Source organism: Ramlibacter sp. (assembly GCF_035554825.1).
GTDB lineage: Bacteria > Pseudomonadota > Gammaproteobacteria > Burkholderiales > Burkholderiaceae_C > Ramlibacter.
Window position 1 is genome coordinate 1 of the sequence record NZ_DATMHS010000034.1, and the last position, 24,516, is coordinate 24,516.

The following is a 24,516-nucleotide window of genomic DNA, read 5'->3' on the forward strand; positions in this document are numbered from 1 at the left end:
CGGGTAACCGCGATTTGATCTGGGTCAGACCTCGATCATCGGGGCTGGAACCGGCTGCCGCCCCAGCTTGGGCACCGATGCGCGTCCTGCGCGGCCCTGCCGTCGTGCAAATGCGATGCGCAGGATCAGGGCGAGCCGACGCGTGCCAGGCCGGCGTGCGTTCGCGCAAGCCATGTGGTCACGAGCCGCGTGCTGCGGACCAGCCACTGCAGGGCGGGCGGCGGCATGCTTTGCGCCACGTCGCGGCCGAATTGTGGGTGCACGGCGCACGCCTGCTCCTGGATCGGCGCCGCATCGGCTGCTGCTGGCGCGAGCGAAGCTGCTGGCGGCTCCGCTTCCCGCAGGTGCCGGGCCAGCGTCTTGAGCCGCGCGGCCGTCTGCTTCCATTCGCCGAAGGTCCGGCAGCGCTCGGCCTCGGTGAGGTCGGGCTCGCGCAAGCGCTCCCACGAGGTGCGCTCCTCCACCAGTGCCATGGCGTAGTCGGCAAGCAATTTCTTTCGGAGGTCGTTGCGCATAGCTCGGAATTTCTGTGCGCAGATTTTCGATCGCGACCCACGTAAGTGTTCGTAGCTTACGTGCTCGAGCAACAGCAGCTTTGCAACGGATTTGAAAATCGTTGACGGCCGCGCCGTTCCGCGCTACGCGCGAGGGGCGCGTCGCCTGTCGGCGACTGCCGTTTCGAGAGCGCCTTTCCCGATCCCGGTCAAGTGGCGCTTGCCGGCGCGTTGCGGCTGTTACGCGGGCGGAACAGGAAACCCCCTGCGGGTGGCTATTGCTTACAGCGGCCGCCGGCACGCGGCCCGGCAGGAGCACTCATGAACATCGACGGCACCAGCGGCAGCGACACGCTCGCCGGCGGCGGCGGCGCGGACCTGATCGACGGGTTCGGCGGCAACGACCTCATCGACGGCGGCGCCGGCAACGACGTGCTGCGCGGCGGCGAAGGCGACGACACGCTGCTCGGCGGGGCCGGCTCCGACGTGCTGATCGGCGGACCCGGCAACGACGCGATGGACGGCGGCGCCATCGTCGACCGCATCAACTACGTCGACTACAACGTGGCGAGCTACGCCGATGCAGGCCAGGCCATCGCCGTCGACCTGGGGGGCCTCGGCGGTGACGGCAGCGCCGGCAGCGGGCTCGCCACCGGCGAGGGCGCCGACGTGCTCAGGAACGTCAACTGGATCGTGGGTTCCGCGTTCGCCGACCGCCTGACCGGCAGCGGCGCGAACATCGTGGAGATCTTCGACGGCGGCGCCGGCGACGACCTGATCGACGGCGGCGCGATCAACCCGCTCTGGGGCAATTTCAACCGTGCCACCTATCAGCGCGCGCCGGGCCCGGTGACCGTCGATCTGGCCGCCGGCACGGCCCGCGGCGCCGACGGCGCCGACACGCTGGTCAACATCAACATGGTGCGCGGGAGCGACTTCGCCGACACGCTCGCCGGTTCGGACCGGCCGTTCGCCGAGCAGTTCGAAGGGCGCGCCGGCAACGACGGCATCGACGGTCGGGGCGGCCTCGACCTCCTGCGCTATGACGCGAGCGCCGGCCCCGTGCAGGTCAGCCTGGCGACCGGCGTCGCGCAGGACGGCCTCGGCGGCACCGACACCTTCGTCAACATCGAGGGCGTGCGGGGATCGGCCTTCGGCGACCTGCTGACCGGCGGCAACCCGGCGAACGGCACCGGGGCGGCCGACGGCTTCGAGCTCTTTCTTGGCAACGGCGGCAACGACACGATCGACGGCGGCGCCGGCTTCGACCTGGCCGACTATCACACCAGCACGGCCGGTGTCGTGGTGGCGCTGGGCGGCCGCGGCGCGGGGGCGGCCGGCGACGGTCTGGGCGGCATCGACACGCTGATCGACATCGAGGGCGTGCGCGGTTCTGCCTTCGACGACGTCCTCACCGGAAGCGACAGCGGCGCGTTCGAGTCGTTCGAGGGCGGCGCAGGCAACGACGCGATCGACGGGCGGCAGGGCCTGGACACGGCGGTCTATGCCGGCATGCGCGCGGACTACACCGGCTCGAGGAGCGGCGGTGGCCTGACGGTGAGCGGGGCGGACGGCGTGGACACGCTGGTCGCCATCGAGCGGGTGCGCTTCGCGGACCGGTCGGTGGCGCTCGACCTCGACGCCAACGCCGGCGTGGTGGCCAAGGTGGCCGGCGCGGTGTTCGGACCCGCGGCCGTCGCCGACCGGGTGCTGGTCGGCCTCGGGCTGGCGCTGGCCGATGCCGGGACGGGCGCCGAAAACCTGATGCAGCTGGCGCTGGACTACCGCCTCGGGCCGGCGGCGTCGGATCACACCGCCGTCGTTCAGCTGCTCTACCAGAATGTCGTCGGTATACCGCCGCCAGCGGACGAACTCGCGTACTTCGTCGGCCTGCTGGATCGGCATGTGTATACGGTCGCCGGGATCGGCGTCATGGCGGCCGAGACCCCGTACAACATGGAGCGCATCGGCTTCACCGGGCTGGTGCAAGGCGGACTCGAGTACGCCTGGACCTGAGCGGCGAGGGGCGCGCTTGCGGCAAGCGGCTGGAAGGTTCACAGTTGACGATGGTCATGGCGCCCGCCGGCCGGGCGAACCAGCCTTCGCCTGCGCGCACCAAACTGACGGATTCCCCACATGGCTCCAGCGTCGTCGCTCCCTCGCGAGCAAGGAAAGTCCGCGTCCGAGTTCGGCGTGCTGCCGGGCATGGCCGAGCATCGGCGGGACGAACAGGCGCGGCTGCTCACCGCCGTGTTCGATCTGCTGCCGGTCGGGGTGTGGATCGCCGATCGGTCGGGACGCGTCGTCTCCAACAATCCCGCCGCCGAGCGGATCTGGTGCGGCGCCAGGCCCCTGCCGGTGGAGCAGTTCGGCCAATACCAGGGCTGGTTCATCCGCACCGGCGAACCGGTCGGCGCCGCGCAGTGGCCTCTGGCCCGCGCCCTCCTGAACAACGAGACCTGCGCCGGAGAACTGATTCGCATCCGCTGCTTCGACGGCTCGTTCAAGACCATCGTCGATTCGGCCGCGCCCCTCTGCGACGAACACGGCGTGCCGATCGGCGCGATCGGTGTCAATGAAGACATCACCGGCCTGCAGGCCGCCCAGGAGCGGCAACGCGCCAGCGAGGATCTGATGCGCACCGTGTTCGACCTGCTGCCGGTCGGCCTTCGCATCGTCGACCGGGACGGCAGCGTGACCCAGGTGAACCCGGCGGCCGCCAAGCTGTGGCAAGGCGCGGAGTGCTTCGACGGCGAGCAGCCGTGCGAGTTCAAGGGCTGGTGGTTCGAGACCGGCCGCCCGATCGAGCCGCGAGAGTGGGGGCTCGCCCGGGCCCTTCACGAAGGCCGGACTTCCGCCCGCGAGCTGATCCGCATCCAGTGCGCCGACGGCTCGTTCAAGACGCTGATCAACTGGGCCGCGCCGATCCGCTCGCGCGGCGGGGACATCGTCGGCGCCGTGGCGATCAACGAGGACGTGACGGCCATGCAGCAGATCCAGGAGCAGTTGCGCTCGGCGGTGCGGGCCCGCGAGGACATCCTGGCCATCGTCACGCACGACCTGCGCAGCCCGCTCAGTTCGATCAGGACGCTGGCGGCCACCATCGAGCTGAAGGCAAAAAAGCTGGCCGGTGGCGAGGCGGTGTCGGAACTGGCGGGCGACCTGAGCGACATCGCCCGCCACACTTCTTCGATCGTGAAAGACCTGCTCTCGGTGGCGATCCTGGGCTCCGAGCGCCCCGCCCTGCAGACGGTGCCGACCAAGGTCTCGGACATCGTGCGCCAGGCCCTGTCGTCGGCCGCGCCGCTCTTTGCCCGGTCCGGGCTTCGGCTGGAGGTGCGGGTCGGCGAGTCACTTCCCGCCGTTCGTGCCGACGCGAGCCGGCTGTGGCGGGTCCTCGCCAACCTGCTGGACAACGCGCTGAAGTTCACCGAGCCGCCGGGCGATGTGCTGCTCACGGCGCAGGCGCGTGCCGAGGGGGTGTGCTTTGCCGTTTCCAACAGCGGGGCCGAGTTGTCCGCGCAGGAACGCGACAACATGTTCAAGCCCTTCTGGCAGGGCCACAGCGGCGATGTGCGCGGCACCGGCCTGGGCCTGTCGATCTGCCGCTCGATCGTCGAGGCCCACGGCGGCAGCATCTGGGCCGAGCCGGCGGCGGGCCGGCGGGTCCGGGTCTGTTTCATCGTGCCCTACGGCGAACCGGTTGCCCACCAGCCGCCGTGACCCGGGGTGCGGTACGCGGCGCGCGCCCATGGGGCACCGCCCCCGCGCGTTCAAGATGCCGGCCCCTCCCTGGACGGCGGGCCGGCCTTGTGGATCGCGCGCGCCTTCGCGGCCAGCAAGGCCTCATGGATGCCGCGCAGCGCCTGCTCTTCCTCGTCCTGCAGACGATCCACCTGCGCCACCAGCGCCTGGCCGGCGGCCATCGGGCCGCCCGGCTGGGCAAATCCTTCGCGGCGCAGGCAGTCCTGCGCGGCACACAACGCTGTGTAGACACGATGCCATTCGCTCACCGCGCGTTCGATCCTGTACATGGCAACTCCCCTCGAAGCTCGACCATAGAACGGCGCGCGCGCCGCGCCAAGCTTTGCATCGGCGTTGAAGCACCTCAAACAGAAACTTACCGATTCCGTTCCGGTCCGCCGCCGCGCAAGCAGGCGGGCTACAGGTCGAGATCGGCGGCCCCCACGTTCGCCACGCCAGCCAGCTCGATCGCCAGCTCCGGCTGCGGGTCGGCGTCGATGCTGGCCAACAGCAAATGGGTGCCGGCGTCGAACCGCAGCTGGCCGGTGGCGTCGCTGCTGCTGAAGCCGGCCGAGCCGATGAAGGTGAAGCCCTGCTTGCCCGGCCTGGCCGGGTTGGCGTCGAGATCGCGCAAGTCGATCCGGTCGCCCTCCTGGCTGTTGAAGTCCAGCACGATGTCCCACGTGCCGGGCGCGGCGCCGCTGTCGGCGACGCTGCGGTAGACGAACAGGTCCGCACCGGCCCCGCCGCTCAGCGTGTCGGCGCCGCCGCCGCCGGTCAGCACGTTGCGCCCGCTGTTGCCGGCGATCACGTTGTCCAGCTCGTTGCCGGTGCCCCGGGTCGCACGCTCGCCGGTGAGCACCAGCCGCTCGAGGTTGTCGCCCAGCACGAAGCTCCAGGCCGATTGCACCTGGTCGCTGCCGCCGCCGGGCTGCTCGATCAGCCGGTCGGCGGGGTTGCCGATGACATAGGTGTCGTTGCCGGCACCGCCTTCCATGCGGGTCATGCCGTGCAGCGCGATCAAGGTGTCGTCGCCCGGCCCGCCCACCAGCTCGCCCCGGCCGGTCACGACCACGCCCTTGGGCGCTTCGATCAGGTTGCCGCTCAGCGTGAAGCTGTCGGCGGCGAAGCTGCCGACCAGGCGGATCACCACGTCGGCGCCGGGCGTCGGATCGGTGCCGATGTACAGCCTGGTGATCCCCGCGGCCGTGCTGGCTTGCACCGCGTTCAGCGCCAGCGTCTCGCCGCCGCCCGCGGTCACCGGCCCGCTGAAGCTGGCGCCGGCGATGGCGATGCGGTCGCCCATGCCCCAGTCGGTGATGGTGTCCACGCCGTTGCCGGCGGCGGCGAATTCGAAGGTGTCGCCGCCGCTGCCGCCGGTGAGCACATCCCAGCCGCCGGCCGCTGCCAGCACGTCGCTGCCGGCGCCGCCGATCAGCTCCACGGCTTCGCCGGCCGCCGTCACCCGCAGCACGTTGTCCTCGGCGCCCCCGGTCAGCGTCAGGTGGCCCTCGCGCAGGTTGTTGGCGTCGAAGCGCTGGGTGGCGATGACGTAGCTGGGGTCGTCGTGGGACAGCCAGGTCACCATGTATCCCCCATTGCCCAGCGTCGTCAGCATCGGCTGGGATTGGTCGCCCGCTGCGGTCGCGTTCACCCGGAACGCGGCGCCGACCGGCGCGTCGCCGGCATCGAACCGCTGCGCCATGATGCCGCTGCCGCTGCCGTCCTGGGAGGTCCACGCGATCACATACCCGCCATCGGGAAGCGCGGTGGCGACGGGACCAGTGGCGTCGCTGTGCGGCGCGGACGGATTGACCAACAGCTCACCGCCGACGGGCGCTCCGGTGGCGTCGAAGCGCTGGGCCTTGACGTCCTGGTCGCTGTAGATGTAATCCATCCAGGTCACCAGGTACCCGCCGTCGGCGAGCGCGGTGACGTCCGATCGGAGCTGATGGCCCGCCGTGATGGCATTGACCCGCGCCTGGCCGCCCAGTGGCGCGCCGTCGCTGTCGAAGCGCTGGGCGTAGATGTCGTAGCCCGGTTCGCCCGGCCAGGTTTGCGGGTCGCCCATCGTCCAGGTGATGACGTAGCTGCCATCCGGCAGCACCGCGATGGACTGCTCGCCCGGGAACGGGCCGAGGGTGGTATTGACCGGTGTCTCGGCACTCACGGGCAGGCCGCCGGCGTCGAATTGGCGCGTGTAGATCACGGATTCGGCGGGATAGGCGCTCTTGACCCACGCCACGGCGTAGCCGGCGCCCGGCAATGCCGCGATCACCGGTGCCTGGGTCGGGTCGCCGACGCCGGTGGCGACGCGCACCAGGGGCCCCACCGCCGTGCCGGCCGCGTCGAAGCGCTGGGCATCGATGGCGGCGCTGCCGTTCGGCTCGGGCAGGAAGGACCAGGCGAGCACATACCCGCCGTCGTCGAGTGCAGCGACCGCCGCCTTCCATGCGTCGATCCGCAGGGCGGCGCCGGACGCGGCCCCGCTCGGGTCGAACTGCTGGACATAGAGGCCGGCGTCCCTGCCGTGACGCTCCCACGCCACCACCGAGCTGCCGTCGAGCAGCACGGCCGCCTGCGGCGTCGAAAGCAACGCATAGGGCGAGTCGTAGTCGGCGACGAGGTGCAGTTCCGACTCGGGGTCGAAGTGGATCCCGACGCCCGCGCCCTCGGCCTGCAGCTGTTCCACGGATCGCAGGACATCGCTTCCCGACTGTGCCCCGGTCATCCGCAGCACGTGATCGGCGCCGAGCTGCCAGGTGATCGCGCTGTGCGGGTCGGCGCTGACGACGGTGTCCGCGCCGGCGCCGCCGTCGAGCAGGTCGTCGCCGCTGCCGCCCTGCAGCCGGTCGCCGCCGCCGTCTCCCAGCAGATGCACGGGCTCGGCGCCGGCGAACACGAGGGTGTTGGCGTTGGCGTCGCCCTGGAGGGCGTGGCCGCTGGGCACGGCCGCGCCGCTGGCGTCGAAGCGCTGGGCGTGGATGTCCCAGCCGTCGCTGCCCTGGGCCAAGGACATCCAGCCGACGACGAAACCGCCGTCGTCGAGCGCGGTGACCGTCGGCTGTTGCTGCAGGCCGGCCGTGGCGGTGTTGACCACGGTTTCGCCGCCGAGGCGCGCGCCGGTGGCGTCGAAGCGCTGGGCGTGGATGTCGGTGTCCCCCGTGTCGGCCGCACCGGACGTCCAGGCCACCACGTAGCCGCCGTCAGCCAGGGCCGTCACGCTTGGCCGCGCCGACGCGGACAGGAGCGTGCCGTTGACCTGAACGGCAGCGCCGAGCAGCGCCCCGCTGCTGTCGATGCGCTGCGCCCCGATGTCGTAGCCGCTGCCGGACTGCACGTTCCAGACCACCACCTGGCTGCCATCGCCCAGTGCGGCGATCGCCGGGGCCGCGTACGGGTGCCCGGTACCGACGCGGATCGGGTCGCCCATACTGGCGCCGGTGCCGTCGAAGCGCTGGACCAGGAGATCCGGGTCGCGTGACCAGGCAAGCGCGTAGCCGCCGTCCGGCAAAGCCGCGACATCGGTGGCCCAGGGCGACACGGGCAAGGTGACCGAGCCGTCCAGCGGCGCGCCACTGCTGTCCAGGCGCCGCGCGGCAAAGCTGGCGCCGCTGCCGCCCCGGCTGTTGGCGAACGACGCGGTCCAGGTCACGAGGAAATTGCCGTCGCTCAGCGCCGTGAGGGACGGGTACGCGACCTCGCTGCTCGAGTCGCCCGTCCTTGCGCCCTGCGCCACGCCCCAGCCACCGGCAAACGCGCCGTCGCTGCCGAAACGCATCACCGCGATCACCGGCACGACGGCGAAGTGGGTGCCGTATCGGTCGGTGTAGCTGATCATGTCGCCGACCACCGCGGCGATCAGATAGCCGCCGTCGGCCAAGGCGACCGTATCGTGATGCTGGGGAACGTATGGTTGCGGCCCGAGCGTGGGGGTGGTCATTTCCCCGCCCCTGGGCACGCCAGTGCTGTCGAAGCGTTGCATGCGAACGCTCGCGTCCGTGAGCCAGCTCGCCAGGAAACTGCCGTCGCTCAGGCTGGTGACGACGGGCTGGGTCTGGTCGAGCGCCGTGACGGTGTTGACCATGAACTCCTGCTGCCCCAGCCCCACGACCCCGTCCGCGAACTGCACCGCCTCGATGCCGCCCAGCGTGTCGACGCCCTGCGGGCTGGCCACGACCCAGCGCCCCTGCGCGTCCAGGCTGAAGACCGCGTCGCCGCTGCCGGCCGCGACCTGCGCCGTGTCGAAGCCGGTCAGGCCGTTGAAGCTGTCACTGCCCGAAGTGCCGGCCAGGACGTCGTTGCCCGGCGTGCCGTTGATGATGGCCATGTCGATTCCTCCGCGAAGGGGCTGCCCGCTTCAAGCAATAGCCCGCAGCGCCGGGTTTTTCCCGGCGCATCGTGTAATTCCTGCTACGCGCGCGTAAGCCGGGGTTGATCCCGGTCAAGCGCCGGGCCAGGGCCGCCGGCGCCGACGACGGCGCCGCGCCGGCGCTGCCGTCTGCTACCCTACCGGCGCATGCCCGCCGCGCCGCAGACCCTCCCCGCCAGCCGCACCGCCGCCATGACGCCGGGCGTCGTCGTGGTCGTGCTGTCGCTGCTGCTGGGCATCCAGCCGATCACCACCGACCTGTACCTGCCTTCGCTGCCGGCGATCACGGACAGCTTCGGCGTGCCGATCACGCAGGCGCAACTGACGCTCACCACCTTGCTGCTGGCGTTCGGCACCTCGCAGCTGGTGTGGGGGCCGCTGTCGGACCGGTTCGGGCGGCGGCCGGTGCTGCTGGCCGGGCTGTCGGCGTACACGCTGGCGTCGGTCGGCTGCGCGCTGGCGCCGTCGATGGCGCTGCTGATCGTGTGGCGCACGGTGCAGGGCGCCGCGATGGGCGCGGCCGTGATGGGCGCGCGGGCGATCATCCGCGACCTCTACTCGCCCGAAATCGGCGCCCGCGTGATGGCCAATGCCATGGGCGGGCTGGGCGTGATCGCCTGCCTGTCGCCGCCGCTGGGCGGCCTGATCGGCGAGACGCTCGGCTGGCGCTACGCGCTCGGCGCCCTGGCGCTGTTCGGTGCCGCGGGGGTGGCGCTGGTGGCGCTGCGCTTCCAGGAGTCGGTGCCGCGGCGCAATCCGCGCGCCCTGCAGCCGCGCATCCTGGTGACCAACTGGCTCGCGATCGTGCGCCATCCCACTTTCCTGGCGTTCACGGCGCTGGCGACCTGCGCGTACGCCGGCCTGTTCACGTTCCTGGCCTCCTCGTCGTTCGTGTTCATCAAGGTGCTGGGCCTGACCCGCATCCAGTACGGCGTGCTGGTGTTCTCGATGTCGTTCACCTACCTGCTCGGCACGCTGCTGTGCCGGCGGATGCTGCCGCGCCTGGGCATCCGGCGCTCGGTCGCGATCGCCGGCGCGCTGTCGCTGGCGGGCGGCACGCTGCTGGGCCTGAACGCGCTGGCCGGCGTGCGCCAGCCGATGCTGATGATCCTGCCGTACTACCTGTTCATCCTGGCCCACGGCATCCACCAGCCGTGCGCGCAAAGCGGCGCCGTCGGCCCGTTTCCGCAGGCGGCGGGCGCGGCCTCGGCCCTCAACGGCTTCGTGAGCATGGTGGTCGCCTTCGGCGTCGGCCTCTGGGTCGGGGCGCGCCTGGACGGCACGGTGTTCGCGCTGACCAACGGCGTGTGGTTCTGGAGCGTCTGCCTCGCCGCGGTGGCCTGGACGCTGGTGCAGCGTCATGGCGAACCGCGGCGCGCCTGAGCGGATGCGGGCGATCGCCCTCGCCGGCCCCACCGCCGCCGGCAAGACGGCGGCGGCGCTGGCGATCGCGCGCGAGCACGACGCCGAAATCGTCTCGGTGGACTCGGCCCTGGTCTACCGCGGCATGGACATCGGCACCGCCAAGCCCACGGCCGCCGAACTCGCGGCGGTGCCGCACCACCTGATCGACATCCGCGACCCGTCGCAGGCCTACAGCGCGGCGGAGTTCGCGAGCGACGCCCATCGGCTGGTGCGCGAGATCAACGCGCGCGGCCGGCTGGCCCTCCTGGTCGGCGGCACCATGCTGTACTTCAAGGCCTGGTACGAAGGGCTGGACGCGATGCCGCCGGCCGACGCCGCGATCCGCGCCGAGCTCGAGTCCGAGGCGGCGAGCCTGGGCTGGCCGGCGCTGCACGCGCAGCTGGCCCAGGTCGATCCGGTCACGGCGGCGCGGCTCGCGCCGGCCGACTCGCAGCGCATCCAGCGGGCGCTGGAGGTGTATCGCGCGACGGGCCGGCCGCTGTCGAGCTTTCACGGGCAGCGCCCGGCCGCCGCCGGCAACGACACGCCGCTGTTTGCCCTGGAGCCGCGGCAGCGCGCGTGGCTGCACGAGCGCATCGCCGAGCGCTTCGAGGCGATGCTGGCGGCCGGCTTCCTCGACGAGGTGCGATCGCTGCGCGCGCGCGGCGACCTGACGCCCGAGCTGCCCAGCATGCGCTGCGTCGGCTACCGCCAGGCCTGGGAACTGCTCGACGAACACGAGGCAGCGGGCGACGTCCATCCGTTCCCGCTGCAGCTGCTGCGCGAACGCGGCATCGCCGCCACCCGCCAGCTCGCCAAGCGCCAGCTCACCTGGCTGCGCGGCATGCCGCAGCGGCGCCCGATCGCGTGCGACGCGCCCGACGCGCTGGCGCAGCTGCTGCGGGCGGCGCGGGAGACGCTGGGATGAGCGCCGCCGGGCCGCAGGGCGCCAGGGCGGCGAGCAGCAGCATGCTCGCGGTGCCGCAGCGGGCGGGCACGCCGGTGCCCACGGTGAGCGTGCGCGACCTCGCCAAGCGCTACGGCGACGTGCCGGTGTTCGAGCATGTCTCGCTCGACGTCGCGCCCGGCGAGTTCGTCGCCATCGTCGGCGAGTCGGGCGTGGGCAAGTCGACGCTGCTCAATTGCATGGCCGGCCTGGACACCTGGGACGCGGGCCGCCTGCTGCTGGCCGGGCAGGACCTGTCGGCGCTCGACGACGACCGGCGGGCGCTGTTGCGGCGGCGCGAAGTGGGCTTCGTGTTCCAGGCCTTCCACGTGCTGCCGCACCTGGACGTGGCGCAGAACGTCGCGCTGCCGCTGATGCTGCTGGGCGAGCCGGCCGGGGCGCGCGTCGCCGCCATGCTCGATGCGGTGGGGCTGCACGGATTCGGCGCCCGGCTGCCGCAGCAGCTGTCGGGCGGCCAGCTGCAGCGCGTCGCGATCGCCCGCGCCCTGGTGCACAGGCCCAGCCTGCTGCTGGCCGACGAGCCCACCGGCAACCTCGATCCGACGACGGCGGCAAAGGTGATGGACGTGCTGGTCGCGCAGACGCGCGAGCGCGGGGCCTCGCTGGTGCTGGTGACGCACTCGGAGGCGGCCGCGCACCGCGCCGACCGGGTGCTGCACCTCACCAGCGAAGGCATCGCCGGGGGCGGCGAGCCGGGTCCATGAAGACCGGGCCGACCTGAAGGTCGCCACGGCGCTGCTCGTCGCCGCCGCCATCCTGCCGGCGGCCACCGCGGGCGCCTTCGGGGACCGGCCCGGCCCTCAGGCGGCGACCAGTTGCGCGAAGCGCCGCAGGTCGACGTTGCCGCCGCTGATGACGATGCCCACCCGCTGGCCCCGCAGGTCCAGCCCGGCATGGCGCGCGGCGGCGAAGCCCAGGCAGCCGGTCGGTTCGGCCACGATCTTCATGCGCTCGGCGAAGAAGCCCATCGCTTCCACCAGTTGCGCGTCGGTGGCCGTCAGCACGTCGGTGACGTCGCGCCGGATGATGCCGAAGGTGTACTGGCCCAGGTGCTGCGTCTGCGCCCCGTCGGCAATCGTCTTGGGCGTGTCGATGTGCACGATCTCGCCGCGCCGCAGCGACTGCTGGCCGTCGTTGCCCGCCTCCGGCTCGACGCCGTAGATCCTGGCCTGCGGCGCCAGCGCGCGCACGGCCAGCGCACTGCCGCCGAGCAGCCCGCCGCCGCCCAGCGGCGTCAGCACCACGTCGAGCGCGCCGACTTCCTCGATCAGTTCCTTGACCGCCGTGCCCTGGCCCGCGATCACGTCGGGATGGTCGTACGGCGGGATGAGCGTCAGCCCGCGCTGCCGCGCGAGATCGCCGGCCAGCGCCTCGCGGTCCTGGGTGTAGCGGTCGTACAGCACCACCTCGCCGCCGTAGCCGCGGGTCGCCTCCACCTTGGCCTGCGGCGCGTCCTGCGGCATCAGGATGGTCGCCGGAATGCCGAGCAGCCTGGCCGAGAGCGCGATCGCCTGCGCGTGGTTGCCCGACGAGAACGTCATCACGCCGGCGCGGCGCTGCGCCGCGTCGAATTTCGACAGCGCGTTGAACGCGCCGCGGAACTTGAACGCGCCCATGCGCTGGAAGTTCTCGCACTTGAAAAAGAGCTGCGCGCCGAGCAGCTGGTCGGCCGTCGCCGAACGCAGCACCGGGGTGCGGTGCGCGGTGCCTTGCAGGCGGCTTGCCGCGGCCTGCACGTCGTCGTAGGTGGGGAGCTGGACCATGGGCGAAGCTTAGCGCACCCGGTGCCTGCCTCGCCAAAGGTTCCCGGTCGGCCGTCGGCCGACTTCGCCGGGGACTGCCGACGTTCTCCTACATGGCCCGATCAGGGCGCTGGCGATGATCGGCCCATCCCAACCAAGGAGAGATCATGGCAACCCGTGCCGCCAAAGACGCCTGCGACCTGCTGGACGCCGACCACCGCGCCGTCAAGAAGATGTTCAAGGAGTACGAGGAGCTGACGAAATCGCGCGCCCGCAGCGCCGCCCAGAAGAAGATGGACCTGGCCCACCAGATCTGCAACGAACTGACGGTGCACGCCCAGATCGAGGAGGAGATCTTCTATCCCGCGCTGCGCCAGGTGATGAAGGAAGCCGACCTGCTCAACGAAGCCGAAGTCGAGCACCAGAGCGTGAAGGACCTGGTCGCGCAGATCCAGGAGATGCCGGAAGCCGACGAGATGTTCGACGCCCGCGTGAAGGTGCTGGGCGAGTACGTGGACCACCACGTCAAGGAAGAAAAGAACGAGATCTTCCCGAAGGCCCGGTCCGCCCGCAAGCTGGACCTGATGGCGATGCGCGACGAGTTGGAAGCGCGCAAGGAAGAACTGATGGCCGAAATGGGCGAGATGGCCTGAGGCTTCGCCCGCCCGGCGGCGCCTGGCCGCCGCCGGCCACACCGCGCGGCCGGAGCCCGTCCCGGCACAATGGCGCATGCTCGCCCTGCTCCGCACGTTTTCCTGGCAGGAGCTGCGCCGCCATCCCTGGCGCAATGCCGCCGCGGTGCTCGCGGTCATGCTGGGCGTCGCGCTCGCCTTCTCCGTTCACCTGATCAACGCCTCGGCGCTGAGCGAGTTCTCGTCCGCCGTGCGCTCCGCCGGCGGCCAGCCCGACCTCGAACTGCGCGCCGTGCAGGGCTCGCTCGACGAAGCCATGTACGGGCGGGTCGCCGTTCATGACGATGTCGCGGTGGCCGCGCCGGTGCTGGAACTGGCCACGCTGGCCCAGGGCGCCGGCGGCGAGCGCCGGCAGCTGCGGGTGCTGGGCGTCGATGCGCTGCTGGCGCCGGCCGTCGCCCCCGCGCTGATGCCGGTGCCGGCGGCCGGGGCCGACCGCTTCGCCCTCTTCGCCCCGGCCACCGTCTTTCTCAACCCGGCCGCGCGCCAGGTGTTCGGCGCCGCCGCGCCCGGCGTGCTGCGGCTGCAGACCGGCCTGCAGCTGCGCGAGGCGAAGGTCGCCGGCACCGTGGTCGCCGGCGGCTCGCCGCTGGCCGTGATGGACATCGGCGCGGCGCAGGATTTCTTCGGCCGCGGCGGCCAGCTCACGCGCATCGACGTGAAGCTGCGCGCCGGCGTCGACCGCGCGGCCTTCGTGCGTTCGCTGCGGCTGCCGCCGGGCGTGATCGACACCGAGCCGCGGGAGGACACGCAGCGGGTCGACAGCCTGTCGCGCGCCTACCGCGTCAATCTCTCGGTGCTGGCGCTGGTGGCGCTGTTCACGGGCGCGTTTCTCGTCTACTCGGTGCTGTCGCTCAGCGTCGCCCGGCGGGCGCAGCAGTTCGCGCTGCTGGGCGTGCTGGGCCTGACCGCGCCGCAGCGCCGCCAGCTGGTGGTGATCGAGTCCATCGTCCTGGGCCTGGCGGGCAGCGCGCTCGGCATCGCGCTCGGCACCGCGCTGGCGGCGCTGGCGCTGCGCCTGCTGGGCGGCGACCTGGGCGGCGGCTATTTCACCGGCGTCGCGCCGCCCCTGCAGTGGAGCGGCGTCGCCGCGCTGGTGTACGGCATGCTCGGCACGGTCGCCGCCGGCGCCGGCGGCTGGATGCCGGCGCGGCAGGCGGAGCAGCTGCCACTGGCGCAGACGCTCAAGGGACTGGGCACCGGCGCCCACCCGAGCCGGCGCCGGGCGCTCGGTCTGGTGTTCATGGCGGCCGCGGTGGCGCTGGCCCTGGTGCCGCCGGTGTACGGCATCCCGCTGGCGGCCTACGTGTCGGTCGGCATGCTGCTCGTCGGCGGCATCACCGCCCTGCCCTGGGCCGTCGGGCTGCTGTACGACCGGCTGGTGCCGGCGGTGCGCGGCCGGCTGCTGCCGCTGCTGGCCATCGAGCGGGCGCGGCGGGTGCGCGAAACCGCCGCCGTCGCCGTGAGCGGCGTGGTGGCGTCGCTGAGCCTGGCCGTCGCCCTCACCGTGATGGTCGCCAGTTTCCGGGACTCGGTCGCGCGCTGGCTGGACGTGGTGCTGCCGGCCGACCTGTACGTGCGCACGGCCATCTCCGGGGCCGCCGCCGACAGCGCCTGGTTCTCGCCCGAGTTCGTGCAGGCCGTGGCCCGCGTGGACGGCGTGCGGCGCGTCGGCGCGACCCGCACCCGCTCGCTGCTGCTCGACCCGGCCCTGCCCGGCGTGACGCTGCTGGCGCGCGACGTCGAGGACGACAACCGGGCGCTGCCGCTGGTCGGCCCGGCCCATGCCGTGCCGGCCGGGCAGGTGCCGATCTACGTCAGCGAGGCGATGGTCGACCTGTACCGCGCCCGCCCCGGCACCGCCTTCGCGCCGTTGGCGCAGGCCTTTCCCGGCAGCGGCCCGCCGCCGGTGTTCTTCGTGGCCGGCGTCTGGCGCGACTACGTGCGGCAAAGCGGCGCGATCCTGATGGACCGGCGCGACTTCGCGCGCCTCACCGGCGACCGCCGCGCCAACGACCTGCAGCTGTGGCTGGCGCCGGACGCCGACGCCGGCCGGGTGCAGCAGGCGGTGCGGGCGCTGGCCGATCGGGAATCGGGCACGGCGGCCGGCCTCGACTTCGCGTCGGCGAGCCAGTTGCGGGCGATCTCGCTGCGCATCTTCGACCGCAGCTTCGCCGTCACCTACTGGCTGCAGGCGGTGGCGATCGGCATCGGCCTGTTCGGCGTGGCGGCGAGCTTCAGCGCCCAGGTGCTGGCGCGGCGCAAGGAGTTCGGCCTGCTGGCGCACCTGGGCCTGACGCGGCGGCAGATCCTGGCCGTAGTGGCCGGCGAAGGCGCGGCGTGGACGCTGATCGGCTCGCTGGCCGGCCTGGGCCTCGGCCTCGCGGTGGCGGTGGTGCTGGTGCACGTGGTGAATCCGCAAAGCTTCCACTGGACCATGGACCTGCTGCTGCCCTGGTGGCGGCTGGCCGCGCTGTGCGCCGCCGTGGTGGCCTCGGGCACGCTCACCGCCTGGGTCGCCGGACGGGCGGCGGCCAGCCGCGACGCGGTGCTGGCGGTGAAGGAGGACTGGTGATGCGGCGCCGCGCGCTGGTCGCCGCGCTGCCCGCGCTCGGGCTGGCGCTTCCCGGCCGCGCCTTGCCACCGGCGCGCCTGCAGTTCCCGCGCGACTTCGGCGCCCACCCCGACTTCCGCACCGAATGGTGGTATGTCACCGGCCACGCGCGGTCGCAGGCACGCGAGTTCGGTTTCCAGGTGACCTTCTTCCGCTCGCGCGTCGACGCCGCGCAGCCACTGCAGTCGCGTTTCGCCGCGAAACAGCTGGTGTTCGCGCATGCGGCGCTCACCGACGTGCAGGGCCGCAAGCTGTGGCATGACCAGCGCATCGCCCGCGAAGGCTTCGGCGTCGCGCTGGCCGCGCCCGGCGACACCGAGCTGCGGCTGCGCGACTGGACGCTGCAGCGCCGGGCCGACGGCTACCACGCGCGGCTGGCCGCCAGCGACTTCGCGCTCGAGCTGCGCTTCGCGCCGACCCAGCCGGTGCTGCTGCAGGGCGAGGCCGGCCTGTCGCGCAAGGGGCCGCAGCCGCGCCAGGCGAGCTACTACTACAGCCAGCCGCAGCTGGCCGTCACCGGCGCGGTCACGCTGCGCGGCCAGCGCCAGGCCGTCGACGGCCGGGCCTGGCTCGATCACGAGTGGAGCGAGGAGCTGCTGCATCCCGAGGCCGTCGGCTGGGACTGGATCGGGATCAACCTCGACGACGGCGGCGCGCTCACGGCGTTCCGCCTGCGGCGCCAGGACGGCAGCGCGCTGTGGGCGGGCGGCTCCGTGCGCGGTCGCGACGGCAGCGTGCGCGTGTTCGGCCCCGGCGAGGTCGCGTTCACGCCGCTGCGCCGCTGGACCAGCCCGCTGTCGCAGGCGGCCTATCCGGTCGAATGGAGCGTGCGCACGCCGGCCGGCACCTTCGGCGTCAAGGCGGTGCTGGACGACCAGGAGCTGGACAGCCGGGCCTCGACCGGCGCGATCTACTGGGAGGGCCTGAGCGACCTGCTCGATGCCGGCGGCCGGCGCATCGGGCGCGGCTACCTGGAGCTGACCGGGTACGCGCAACGGCTGCGGCTGTGAGGCGCGAGGCGCGACCCGGTGCCGGCGCACGCCGCTGCCGCCTGGGCGACAGCGGCGCTTCGCCCGGCGCCTGTCCGGGCCGGTCGCGGCCGTACACTGGCCCGGTCTTCAGGGCGGGGTGAAATTCCCCACCGGCGGTAGGCGGCGCAAGCCGCGAGCCCGCGAGCGCCTCGGGTGCGATGCAGCCGGGGGTCAGCAGACTCAGTTCAATGCTGAGGCCGACGGTCACAGTCCGGATGAAAGAAGATTCGCGCGCGGCTTGCGGGCCGCGCCGATGTGCCGCGCATGGCCCGCCAGGGCCAGGCGGGGCGTTCTTTGCTGCCTTGAAGCGTTTTTGTCTCACCACAGGAGCGTTTCATGTCCACTTGCCTTCCCATCCCGGCTTCGACCGAAGCCATTCCCCTCGCCCCCATGGCCGACGTGCTCGACGCGCTGCCCGCCGGCCGGCCGGTCCTCGTGCTGGACGATGCGGCGCGCGAGAACGAGGCTGACCTGGTCTGCGCGGCGGACCGGCTCTCGGAACCCGTGATGGCGATGATGATCCGCGAGGGCAGCGGCATCGTCTGCCTGTGCATCACGCCCGAGCACGCCGCCGCGCTGCAGCTGCGGCCGATGGTCGAAGTGAACCGCTCGCGCTTCGGCACGGCCTTCACCCAGTCGATCGAGGCGGCGCAGGGCGTCAGCACCGGCGTCTCGGCCGCCAACCGGGTGCAGACCATCCGCTGCGCGCTGCGCTCGGCCGCCGGCGGCCGCGAGATCGTCAGTCCCGGGCACGTGTTCCCGCTGGTGGCGCGACCGGGCGGCACCCTGGAGCGCGACGGCCACACCGAGGCGGCGGTGGACCTGCCGGCGCTCGCCGGGCTGGCGCCCGCCGGCGTGCTGTGCGAGCTGATGAACGCCGACGGCAGCATGGCCACGGGGGCGCAGGTGGCGCGCTTCGCCCGCGCGCACGGCTTGCTCTGCACCACGGTGGCGGCCGTCGCCGCCTGGCGCTTAAGGCCGGTCTAAGATCGGCCCGCCATACTCGGCGGCAAAGGCAAGGACGATGCGACTGCTGCTGGTCGAAGACGACCCCATGATCGGCGAAGCCGTGCTCGATGCGCTGCGCAGCGAGCACTACGCCGTCGACTGGGTGCGCGACGGCGCCATGGCCGACACGGCGCTGCGCACCGAGAACTACGACCTGGTGCTGCTGGACCTGGGCCTGCCCGGGCGCGACGGCCTCGACGTGCTGCGCGCCATGCGCGCGCGCCACCAGGCGACGCCGGTGCTGGTCGCCACGGCGCGCGATGCCGTCGGCGACCGGATCGCCGGCCTGGACGCCGGCGCCGACGACTACGTGGTCAAGCCCTACGACACCGACGAACTGCTGGCCCGCATCCGCGCCCTCATCCGGCGCAGCGCCGGCCGCGCCGAGCCGGTGTTCAGCCACCGCGGCGTGAGCCTCAATCCCGCCACCCGCGAGGCGACGGTCGACGGCAACCCGGTCCAGCTCTCGGCGCGCGAGTGGGCGGTGCTCGAACCGATGATCGCCCGGCCCGGCGTCGTGTTCTCGCGCGCTCAGCTGGAAGAAAAGCTGTACGGCTGGCGCGACGAGATCAGCAGCAACGCGGTCGAGGTCTACGTGCACGGCCTGCGCAAGAAGCTCGGCAGCGAATTGATCCAGACGGTGCGCGGCCTCGGCTACGTGGTGCCGCGCCAATGAGCGGGCGGTCCCGCCTCACCCGGCCGGCGCACTCGCTGCGCGCCCGCCTGCTGTGGCTGGTGCTGGCGGCGATCGCGTTCGCCTCGCTGCTGCAGGCCAGTTCGGCCTACCGCACGGCGTTGGCCCAGGCCGACGCGATGTTCGACCTGCACCTGCAGGAAGTGGCGCGGTCGGTGCACGACGGGCTGCCGTTCGCGCAGCCCGGCATCGGCGGCAACGGCGACATCGAATTCCTGGTGCAGATCTGGGGCCCCGACGGGCGCCAGATCTTCAGTTCGCGGCCCGACCTGCCGGCGCAGGCGGTGCTCGGTTTCTCCGACATCCGGGTCGCCGGCGGGCGCTTTCGCGTCTATTCGCTGCAAAGCCCGCAGCAGACGGTGCAGATCGCCCAGGACCTGGATGCGCGCGAGGCGCGGGCCCGGGCCCTGGCGGCGCGGGCCGTGATCCCGGTGGCGCTGCTCGCGCCGCTGCTGATGGTGGCCGTCTGGTGGCTGATCGACAGTTCGCTGGCGCCGGTGGAGCGGATGCGGCGCCAGGTGGCGAGGCGCGCCGCCGGCGACCTGTCGCCGCTGCCGGACGCCGATCTGCCCGAGGAAGTGCTGCCGCTGGTGCAGGAGCTCAACCTGCTGTTCGGCCGGGTGCGGGCCGCGTTCGCCGCGCAACAGCAATTCGTCGCCGATGCCGCGCACGAACTGCGCTCGCCGCTGACGGCGCTGAAGCTGCAGGCCCAGGCGCTGCGCCGCTCGCCGGACGAGGCGAGCCGCGAAGCCGCGGTGGCGCGCCTGAACGACGGCATCGAGCGCGCGATCGGCCTGCTCGGCCAGTTGCTGGTGCTGGCGCGCGAGGAAGGCGAGCATGGCGCCGTGACCCGCTGGCAGCCGGTGGCGCTGGCCGACCTGACCCGCGACGTGCTCGGCGACGCGCTGCCGCAGGCGCAGGCCAGGCGCATCGACCTGGGGGTGGCCGTGTCCGAGCCGGTCACGGTGCAAGGCCGGCCGGAAGCGCTGCACATCCTGCTGCGCAACCTCGTGGACAACGCCGTGAAGTACACGCCCGAGGGCGGCCGGGTCGACGTCTCGCTGCTGGCCGCGGACGGCGCGCCGTGCCTGGTGGTGGAGGACAGCGGCCCGGGCATCGCGCCGGCCGAGCGCGAGCGGGTGTTCGACCGCTTCTACCGGGTGGCCGGCGCGGACGCGGCGGGCAGCGGGCTCGGGCTGGCGATCGTGCGCACGATCGCGCAGCGGCATGGCGCGGACGTGCAGCTGGCCGCTTCGCCGCGGCTCGGCGGGCTGAAAGTGGAGGTTCGGTTCCCGCGCGGCGGCCCGGCGCCTGCGCTTTAAGACCGGTCTAAGCAGCCGGCCCCACAGTCCGGGTGTCCACAGGTTTTTCCCAAGGAGCACCCCATGACCCAGACCAAACTCAGAGCCCTGCCCCTGGTGCTCGCCCTGCTCGGCGCGGGTGCCATCGGCGGCGCCGGCGTCGAGCTGCTGCACAACGGCGTGCACGCCGCGCCGGCGTTCGGCAGCGCGGCCACCGCCACGGTGCCGCCGGCGGCCGGCAGCGGCCCGGCGGCGTTGCCGGACTTTCCGCGCATCACGGAGCAATACGGCCCCGCCGTCGTCAACATCAGCGTCGCCGGCACCCGCAAGACCACGGCCGACGACGAGGCCGCCGCGTTCAGCGGCGACCCGTTCGAACTGTTCCGCCGCTTCCAGCAAGGGCGCGGCGGCATGGTTCCGCGCGAAGTGCCGGTGCACGGCCTGGGCTCGGGCTTCATCGTCAGCCCCGACGGCGTGATCCTGACCAACGCGCACGTCGTGCAGGACGCGTCCGAGGTGACCGTGAAACTCACCGACCGCCGCGAGTACCGGGCCAAGGTGCTCGGCGCCGACCCGAAGACGGACGTCGCCGTGCTGAAGATCCAGGCCAGCCAGCTGCCGGTGGTGAAGCTGGGCAACAGCCGGGAGCTGCGGCCGGGCGAATGGGTGCTGGCGATCGGCTCGCCCTTCGGCTTCGAGAACACGGTCACGGCCGGCGTCGTCAGCGCCAAGGGCCGCTCGCTGCCCGACGACAGCGCCGTGCCCTTCATCCAGACCGACGTCGCCGTCAACCCCGGCAACTCGGGCGGCCCGCTGTTCAACGCCCGCGGCGAAGTGGTCGGCATCAACTCGCAGATCTACAGCCGCTCGGGCGGCTACCAGGGGGTCTCGTTCGCGATCCCGATCGACCTGGCCACGCACGTGAAGGACCAGATCGTCGCCACCGGCAAGGTGGAGCACGCGCGCCTGGGCGTCACGGTGCAGGAAGTGAACCAGACGCTGGCCGACTCCTTCAAGCTCGATCGGCCGGCCGGTGCGCTGGTGGCGAACGTCGAGAAGGGCAGCCCGGCCGACAAGGCCGGCCTGCAGTCCGGCGACGTGATCCGCGCCGTCAACGGCCAGCCGATCGTGGCCTCGGGCGACCTGCCGGCCATCGTCGGCATGGCCAGGCCCGGCGAGCGCGTGCAGCTGGACGTGTGGCGCCAGGGCGGCAAGGTGCAGCTCACCGCGCAGCTCGCCGGCGCGACGGACAAGGTGGCGAAGGCCGACGCCCGCGCCGACCGGACCGGCGGCGGCAAGCTGGGCCTGGCGCTGCGGCCCCTGGAGCGGGACGAGGCCCGCGCCTCGGGGATCGGCGCCGGCCTGGTGGTCGAGGACGTCAGCGGCGCCGCCGAACGCGCCGGCGTGCAGCCGGGCGACGTGGTGCTGGCGGTGAACGGCACGCCGGCCAGGAACGTCGAGCAGGTCCGCTCGGTGGTGGCCAAGGCCGACAAGTCGGTCGCGCTGCTGATCCAGCGCGGCGACGAGAAGATCTTCGTGCCGGTGCGGATCGGATAAAGCAACCGGGCCGGGCAGCTTCGCGCGGCCCGGCCCAGTGCGGTTCAGTGCGCGCCGGCGGCCGCGTCGGCGCCGGCCGCGCTGCGTTGCGGGTGGCTGAGCCAGACGAACGGGATCAGCACCAGGAACAGCGCGGCGGAGATGTAGAAGATGTCGTCGGCGGCGAGCATGAAGGCCTGCTGGTCGACCAGCCGGTTGACGAACGCCAGCGCCTGGTCGGCCGGCATCCCGCCGGCGCCGAGGCCCGACAGGGTCGACTGCACCGCCGGATTGGACGGGTTCACGCTCTCGGCCAGGTGCGCGTGGTGCATCGCGGCCCGGCTCTCCCACAGCGTGGTCGAGATCGAGGTGCCGAAAGCGCCGGCCGTGATCCGCGCGAAGTTGGTCAGGCCCGAGGCGGCCGGGATCTTCTCGGGCGCCAGGCCCGACAAGGTGATGGTCACCAGCGGGATGAAGAAGAACGCCATCGCCAGCCCCTGGATGATCGTCGGGATCATGATGGTCCAGAAGTCGGCCTGGGTGTTGAAGCGCGAGCGCAGCCACAGCACCAGCGCGAACACGATGAAGGCGAAGGTGGCGTAGCGGCGCGGATCGACCTTGGCGACGGTCTTGCCGACGATCGGCGAGAACACCAGCGCCAGCATGCCCACCGGCGCCATGATCATCCCGGCGTCGGTGGCGGTGTACCCCATGAACTGCTGCAGCCACAGCGGCAGCAGCACCACGTTGCCGAAGAACAGGCCGTAGGCGACGGCCGTCGTCACCGTGCCGGTCCAGAAATTGCGGCGGGCGAACAGGCGCAGGTCGACCACGGGGTGGTCGTCGGTCAGCTCCCAGACCAGGAAGAAGGCGAAGCCGACGCCGGCCACCACCGCCAGCGACACCACCAGCGGCGAGTGGAACCAGTCGTGCTCCTTGCCGATGTCCAGCATGATCTGCAGCGCGCCGATCCACAGCACCAGCAGCGCCAGCCCCACCGAGTCGATCGGCAGCTTGTGCGTCTGGCTCTCGCGCTTGTGGTAGATGCCCCAGGAGGCAAGCGCCGCGACGATGCCGACCGGGATGTTGATGTAGAAGATCCAGGGCCAGCTCATGTTGTCGGTGATCCAGCCGCCCAGCAGCGGTCCCATCACCGGCGCGATCAGCGTCGTCATCGCCCACATCGCCATCGCCAGCCCGGCCAGCGCCTTCGGGTAGCTGGAAAGCAGCAGCGACTGCGACAGCGGGATCATCGGGCCGGCGACGAAGCCCTGCAGCGCGCGGAAGGCGATCAGCATCGTCATGTTGGGCGCCAGGCCGCACAGGAACGAGGCGATCACGAACAGGATCACGCTGCCGACGAACAGGCGCACCTGCCCGAAGCGCTGCGCCAGCCAGCCGGTCAGCGGCACGGCGATCGCATTGGCGACGGCAAAGCTGGTGATGACCCAGGTGCCCTGGTTCGGACTGACCGCGAGGTCGCCGGCGATGGCGGGCAGCGAGACGTTGGCGATCGAGGTGTCCAGCACGTTCATGAAGGTGGCCGCGGACAGGGCGACCGTGCCCCACAGCCGGGCGGAGCCTTCCAGCGGCGGCAGGGGCGCAGCGGGCGCGGCCATCTCAGTGGCCGGCCGATGCGGTGCGGGCGATCGGCGCCGGCACCTTGGCAGCGGCAGCGGGCGCCTGCGCCGGCGCGCGGCCGCCGAGGTTGGCCGCGATCACGCGCTGCACTTCGGCGTCGGCGCCCTGGTCGTAGGCGGCGTAGACCTGGGTCTGCGCCACCGGCGCCGAGCGCGTCGCGTCGGCCAGCGTCTTGCCGTCCTGCTTGCTGACGTCGACTTCGGCGTCCATCGACAGGCCGACCCGCAGCGGATGGCCGGCGATCTCGTTGGGATCGAGCGCGACCCGCACCGGCACCCGCTGCACCACCTTGATCCAGTTGCCGGTGGCGTTCTGCGCCGGCAGCAGCGCGAACGCGGAGCCGGTGCCCGCGCCCAGCCCGGCGACGGTGCCGTGGTATTCGACGCGCTTGCCGTACAGGTCGGCGGTGAGCTTCACCGGCTGGCCGAGGCGGATCTTGCGCAGCTGGCCTTCCTTGAAGTTGGCGTCCACCCAGACCTGGCGTAGCGGAATGATCGACATCAGCGGCGCGCCGGCCGCCACGCGCTGGCCCACCTGCACGGTGCGCTTGGCGACGTAGCCGTCGATCGGCGCCGGCAGCGCGGCGCGCTGGCTGGCCAGCCAGGCCTCGCGCACCTTGGCCGCGGCCGCCAGCACGCTCGGATGCTGCTGGACGCTGGTGCCCTCGGTCATCGCCTGGTTGCTGGCCAGCTGCTCGCGGGCGCCGGCGACCCCGGCCTGCGCCGCCGCCAGCGCGCTCTTCGCGTTGGCCAGCTGCGTCATCGCGTGGTTCAGTTCCTCCTTCGACACCGCGCCGTTGCCGACCAGGGACTGGCGACGCGCCAGGTCGTCGCCGGCGCGCGCCACTTCGGCCTGGGCCTTGCCGATGTCGGCCTCGCGCAGGCGCACCTGCGACGCCAGCGACGCGTTGTTGGCGTACAGCGTGCGCACCTGGCGCACGGTCTGGCCCAGGTTGGCCTCGGCCTGCTCCAGCGCCACCTTCGCATCGGCCGGATCGAGCTGCACCAGCGGCTGGCCGGCCTTCACGAAATCGGTGTCGTCGGCATAGATCGCCATCACGGTGCCGCCGGTCTGCGGCGTGATCTGCACCACGTTGCCCTGCACGTAGGCGTTGTCGGTGGATTCGTAGTGGCTCGCGACCAGCCATTCATAGGCGCCCCAGCCGAGGCCGGCCAGCACCACCACGGCGGCGAGCGCGGTGAGCGCCTTGCGGCGGCGCGGATTGCCGGTGCTGGCCGGCGCGGGGGACTGCAGTTCGTTGCTCATGTTCTGGTCT

18 protein-coding genes and 1 riboswitch are annotated in these 24,516 nt (G+C 72.3%); of the genes, 12 read left to right on the forward strand and 6 right to left on the reverse strand.

Annotation, left to right across the window (positions count from 1 at the left end):
• Nucleotides 1-125 precede the first annotated feature (125 nt).
• Entirely contained in the window at nt 126-515 is a 390-nt protein-coding gene (locus tag VNT59_RS03270) for a hypothetical protein (RefSeq protein ID WP_325496581.1), read from the reverse strand.
• A 300-nt stretch (nt 516-815) separates the two neighbouring features.
• On the opposite strand from VNT59_RS03270, the gene VNT59_RS03275 reads away from it, so the two are divergent.
• Both VNT59_RS03275 and VNT59_RS03280 read left to right on the forward strand, forming a co-directional pair.
• The gene (locus tag VNT59_RS03275; protein WP_325496583.1) at nt 816-2,510 is read left to right on the forward strand and encodes a calcium-binding protein; all 1,695 of its coding nucleotides are present in this window, start codon (nt 816-818) and stop codon (nt 2,508-2,510) included.
• A gap of 120 nt (nt 2,511-2,630) precedes the next feature.
• A complete protein-coding gene (locus VNT59_RS03280) occupies nt 2,631-4,217 on the forward strand; it encodes a sensor histidine kinase (protein WP_325496585.1) in 1,587 nt (528 codons plus the stop codon).
• 50 nt (nt 4,218-4,267) lie between these two features.
• Here the strand turns inward: VNT59_RS03280 and VNT59_RS03285 are convergent, their stop codons facing one another.
• Nucleotides 4,268-4,528 (reverse strand): hypothetical protein, encoded by a 261-nt coding sequence (locus tag VNT59_RS03285; protein ID WP_325496587.1) that lies wholly within the window; start codon nt 4,526-4,528, stop codon nt 4,268-4,270.
• Nucleotides 4,529-4,656: 128 nt separating this feature from the next.
• Nucleotides 4,657-8,568 carry a calcium-binding protein gene (locus VNT59_RS03290; protein WP_325496589.1) on the reverse strand — a complete coding sequence of 1,304 codons (3,912 nt, stop codon included), beginning with the start codon at nt 8,566-8,568 and terminating at the stop codon, nt 4,657-4,659.
• 189 nt (nt 8,569-8,757) lie between these two features.
• Between VNT59_RS03290 and VNT59_RS03295 the strand changes: the two genes are divergently transcribed.
• The 3 genes from VNT59_RS03295 to VNT59_RS03305 are packed head-to-tail and all read left to right on the forward strand — an operon-like array spanning nt 8,758 to nt 11,685.
• Nucleotides 8,758-9,993 (forward strand): multidrug effflux MFS transporter, encoded by a 1,236-nt coding sequence (locus tag VNT59_RS03295; RefSeq protein WP_325496591.1) that lies wholly within the window; start codon nt 8,758-8,760, stop codon nt 9,991-9,993.
• Nucleotides 9,971-10,942, forward strand: a complete 972-nt coding sequence (gene miaA, locus VNT59_RS03300; protein WP_325496593.1) for a tRNA (adenosine(37)-N6)-dimethylallyltransferase MiaA — start codon at nt 9,971-9,973, stop codon at nt 10,940-10,942. The genes VNT59_RS03295 and miaA overlap by 23 nt, the downstream gene beginning before the upstream one ends.
• 41 nt (nt 10,943-10,983) lie before the next feature.
• The gene (locus VNT59_RS03305) at nt 10,984-11,685 is read left to right on the forward strand and encodes an ABC transporter ATP-binding protein (RefSeq protein ID WP_325496626.1); all 702 of its coding nucleotides are present in this window, start codon (nt 10,984-10,986) and stop codon (nt 11,683-11,685) included.
• A 96-nt stretch (nt 11,686-11,781) separates the two neighbouring features.
• Here VNT59_RS03305 and VNT59_RS03310 read toward each other — a convergent pair whose 3' ends face one another.
• A complete protein-coding gene (locus VNT59_RS03310) occupies nt 11,782-12,744 on the reverse strand; it encodes a threo-3-hydroxy-L-aspartate ammonia-lyase (RefSeq protein WP_325496595.1) in 963 nt (320 codons plus the stop codon).
• A gap of 146 nt (nt 12,745-12,890) precedes the next feature.
• Between VNT59_RS03310 and VNT59_RS03315 the strand changes: the two genes are divergently transcribed.
• The 7 genes from VNT59_RS03315 (at nt 12,891) to VNT59_RS03345 (ending at nt 21,620) form a co-directional block, all read left to right on the forward strand.
• Entirely contained in the window at nt 12,891-13,376 is a 486-nt protein-coding gene (locus VNT59_RS03315; RefSeq protein WP_325496597.1) for a hemerythrin domain-containing protein, read from the forward strand.
• Between the two features lie 76 nt (nt 13,377-13,452).
• A complete protein-coding gene (locus VNT59_RS03320; protein WP_325496599.1) occupies nt 13,453-15,990 on the forward strand; it encodes an ABC transporter permease in 2,538 nt (845 codons plus the stop codon).
• The gene (locus tag VNT59_RS03325; RefSeq protein WP_325496628.1) at nt 15,990-17,039 is read left to right on the forward strand and encodes a carotenoid 1,2-hydratase; all 1,050 of its coding nucleotides are present in this window, start codon (nt 15,990-15,992) and stop codon (nt 17,037-17,039) included. Before VNT59_RS03320 ends, VNT59_RS03325 begins: the two co-directional genes overlap by 1 nt.
• A 100-nt stretch (nt 17,040-17,139) precedes the next feature.
• A riboswitch (FMN riboswitch) is annotated at nt 17,140-17,291 on the forward strand.
• Between the two features lie 105 nt (nt 17,292-17,396).
• Entirely contained in the window at nt 17,397-18,047 is a 651-nt protein-coding gene (ribB, locus tag VNT59_RS03330; protein WP_325496601.1) for a 3,4-dihydroxy-2-butanone-4-phosphate synthase, read from the forward strand.
• A 37-nt stretch (nt 18,048-18,084) separates the two neighbouring features.
• On the forward strand, nt 18,085-18,744 hold the full coding sequence (locus tag VNT59_RS03335; RefSeq protein ID WP_325496603.1) for a response regulator transcription factor: 660 nt from the start codon (nt 18,085-18,087) through the stop codon (nt 18,742-18,744).
• Entirely contained in the window at nt 18,741-20,084 is a 1,344-nt protein-coding gene (locus VNT59_RS03340) for an ATP-binding protein (RefSeq protein WP_325496605.1), read from the forward strand. Before VNT59_RS03335 ends, VNT59_RS03340 begins: the two co-directional genes overlap by 4 nt.
• Before the next feature lie 63 nt (nt 20,085-20,147).
• A complete protein-coding gene (locus tag VNT59_RS03345) occupies nt 20,148-21,620 on the forward strand; it encodes a DegQ family serine endoprotease (RefSeq protein ID WP_325496607.1) in 1,473 nt (490 codons plus the stop codon).
• Between the two features lie 44 nt (nt 21,621-21,664).
• Here the strand turns inward: VNT59_RS03345 and VNT59_RS03350 are convergent, their stop codons facing one another.
• Both VNT59_RS03350 and VNT59_RS03355 read right to left on the reverse strand, forming a co-directional pair.
• Entirely contained in the window at nt 21,665-23,218 is a 1,554-nt protein-coding gene (locus tag VNT59_RS03350; protein WP_325496609.1) for a DHA2 family efflux MFS transporter permease subunit, read from the reverse strand.
• A gap of 1 nt (nt 23,219) precedes the next feature.
• Entirely contained in the window at nt 23,220-24,506 is a 1,287-nt protein-coding gene (locus VNT59_RS03355) for an efflux RND transporter periplasmic adaptor subunit (protein WP_325496611.1), read from the reverse strand.
• Nucleotides 24,507-24,516: the final 10 nt, after the last annotated feature.